We start from the raw sequence: 2,172 nt of genomic DNA on the forward strand, positions 1-2,172 counted from the left end.
AGCCGCATGGGTGGTGCTGGTCAGGGTGAAGTGCTGGGAGCGCTATGGCCTCAAATCTTGGATCGAAGCCGCCAAGAAGCGATTGCACCACAACGTGCTGGCGATTGCGCTCGCCAACAAGCTCGCCCGGATCGCCTGGGCGGTCCTCAACAGGGCCGCGTCTTCTAGCGCAGGGCTCGCCAACCAAGACCTAGCCGGAAGCGAACTACGCTGGAAATGCCGATGCCTTCGCAAGCGCTGAGCGTTAACTCAAACGCCGGGGCATTGCTAGCCTCAAATGTCAGCCAACGAGCACAGTCCTGTCCTCGAAGAACGGACCGGACGTCCAGATTCGGTGTCCGCAAATCCGCGCGCCGGATTTCAGCTTTGACGGGCAACTCGCCTATGCCCCAATGGTGGAGAGAGGTCCGTGACAGGACTTGCGCAACACAGATTCGAACCTTGGGAACGTGGCGACACACCTTTCGCGCAAGATCAAGGTCGGCCGCCAAGTCTTCCGAACCGGTCGTGAAAAATTGTGATTGAAGGAAAGCGGCATGGAACAGTCCCCCCAGATCGGTGACAGGATCACTGACAAGTCAGCATCGCCCGATGATAGCACTGTCCGCGACTGGATCGGATCGGGCGCGTTCAAGCATTGGGCCTCTCTGCAGAACTGGATCGAGGACTTCTACCCCGGTGTCTTCGCGCCGGAATGGCTTTATGGCGGCAAGAAGCGCGGCTGGTCCCTACGCTACAAGAAAACAAAGGCGTTTTGCACCTTAGTGCCGGAATACAGGAGGTTTTCGGCCGTGGTGGTCTTGGGGAGAGCAGAACGAGACAAGTTTGAGGAGCGCCGTTATGTCTGGCGCTCGCCGTTGGTCAAGCTTTACGATGAAGCCCAAATATACCCGGACGGGAAATTCCTGACCGTTGCGATCTCATCCGCAGATGATCGGCATGATGTGACGGAGCTTTTGACCATGAAGCGCCCTCCACCGTCGCGCGCTTGAATGTCGCCCGAAAGTTTCGCGGCAAGTCGCGACGCTGGTTATTCAGCAAAAACTCTGTCGGATGGTGCCAAGCGGCCATCCGGCCGTCAAATCTCGCAACGTCGTTGCACGATGCGTTATCGTTTGAAGAGTTCGCTTCCCACCAACTACCGATCAACATGCTCTGGCAGGAGTGTCGTCAATTTCCTTCTTAGCTATCCGGCTTGCGAGCATTCCCCGTAGCTATGGAAACTATACATGTCGGCTATTGGAAAGCTTCGCCGCGTGTTGCGAACAATGCGTAGAGCTTTCGCGGATTTCATGAGTGACGTCGATTGGCTCATGGCTCACTCCCTGCGCGCTCAAGAGGCATTCATGGCTTTCACGTTAAATATCAACGGCACCCCTCGTGAGGTCGATGTCGACGGCGACATCCCGTTGCTGTGGGTGCTGCGCGATGTGCTCGGCATGACCGGGACCAAGTTCGGGTGCGGCCAAGCACTGTGCGGCGCCTGCACCGTTCATATCGACGGCCAACCTGTCCGCTCCTGCCAGACGTCGGTCGATAGCATCGGCGACGGCGCGGTCACCACGATCGAGGCGATCGGCCGCACGCCGCAAGGCGCGGCCTTGCGGATGGCGTGGTTGGATCTGGAAGTAGTGCAGTGCGGCTACTGCCAATCCGGCCAGATCATGTCGGCGGCGGCTTTGCTGAAAGATACTCCGAAGCCGAGCGATGCGGATATCGACTCAGCGATGTCGGGAAATGTCTGCCGTTGCGGTACCTACCAGCGTATCCGGGCCGCGATCAAGCGAGCAGCGGGAGTTTGAGCATGGATAGGCTGATTCTAACGAACCGGATCGAAGATGAAACGGCGATGTCGCGGCGCACCTTCCTTCAGGGCACAGGCTTGCTGCTCGGTTTTGCTCTGACCGGTGCACGCACGGAGCCCGTGTTCGCGGCGCCTGCTTCGCAGGTGGTCGAAAACGAGGTCACGGGTACTTTCGCGCCGAATGGATTTATACGGATCAATCCGACCGGCGCCGTAACCCTGGTCATTCCGATGATCGAGATGGGACAGGGCGTTTACACCTCGCTCTCGATGCTTCTCGCTGAAGAACTTGAAGTGAAGCTTGACCAGATTCAGGTTCAGCATGCGCCGCCAAATCATGCGCTCTACGTCAACTCGATCATAGGTAT

At 58.0% G+C, this 2,172-nt stretch carries 3 protein-coding genes and 1 pseudogene; all 4 read left to right on the plus strand.

Features of this window, described 5'->3' with window-relative positions; all coding sequences use genetic code 11:
* Positions 1 to 241, plus strand: a pseudogene (locus tag ACZXDY_RS45615) (hypothetical protein); the annotation flags it as partial.
* Between the two features lie 295 nt (positions 242 to 536).
* The gene (locus ACZXDY_RS45620) at positions 537 to 992 is read left to right on the plus strand and encodes a DUF3788 domain-containing protein (protein ID WP_464349975.1); all 456 of its coding nucleotides are present in this window, start codon (positions 537 to 539) and stop codon (positions 990 to 992) included.
* 354 nt (positions 993 to 1,346) lie between these two features.
* On the plus strand, positions 1,347 to 1,802 hold the full coding sequence (locus ACZXDY_RS45625) for a (2Fe-2S)-binding protein (protein ID WP_028167152.1): 456 nt from the start codon (positions 1,347 to 1,349) through the stop codon (positions 1,800 to 1,802).
* Positions 1,803 to 1,849: 47 nt separating this feature from the next.
* Positions 1,850 to 2,172, plus strand: a 323-nt coding sequence (locus tag ACZXDY_RS45630) for a molybdopterin cofactor-binding domain-containing protein (protein WP_464349976.1), incomplete at its 3' end; no start/stop codon positions are given.

The sequence above is a fragment of the Bradyrhizobium sp. LeoB3 genome, assembly GCF_055456055.1.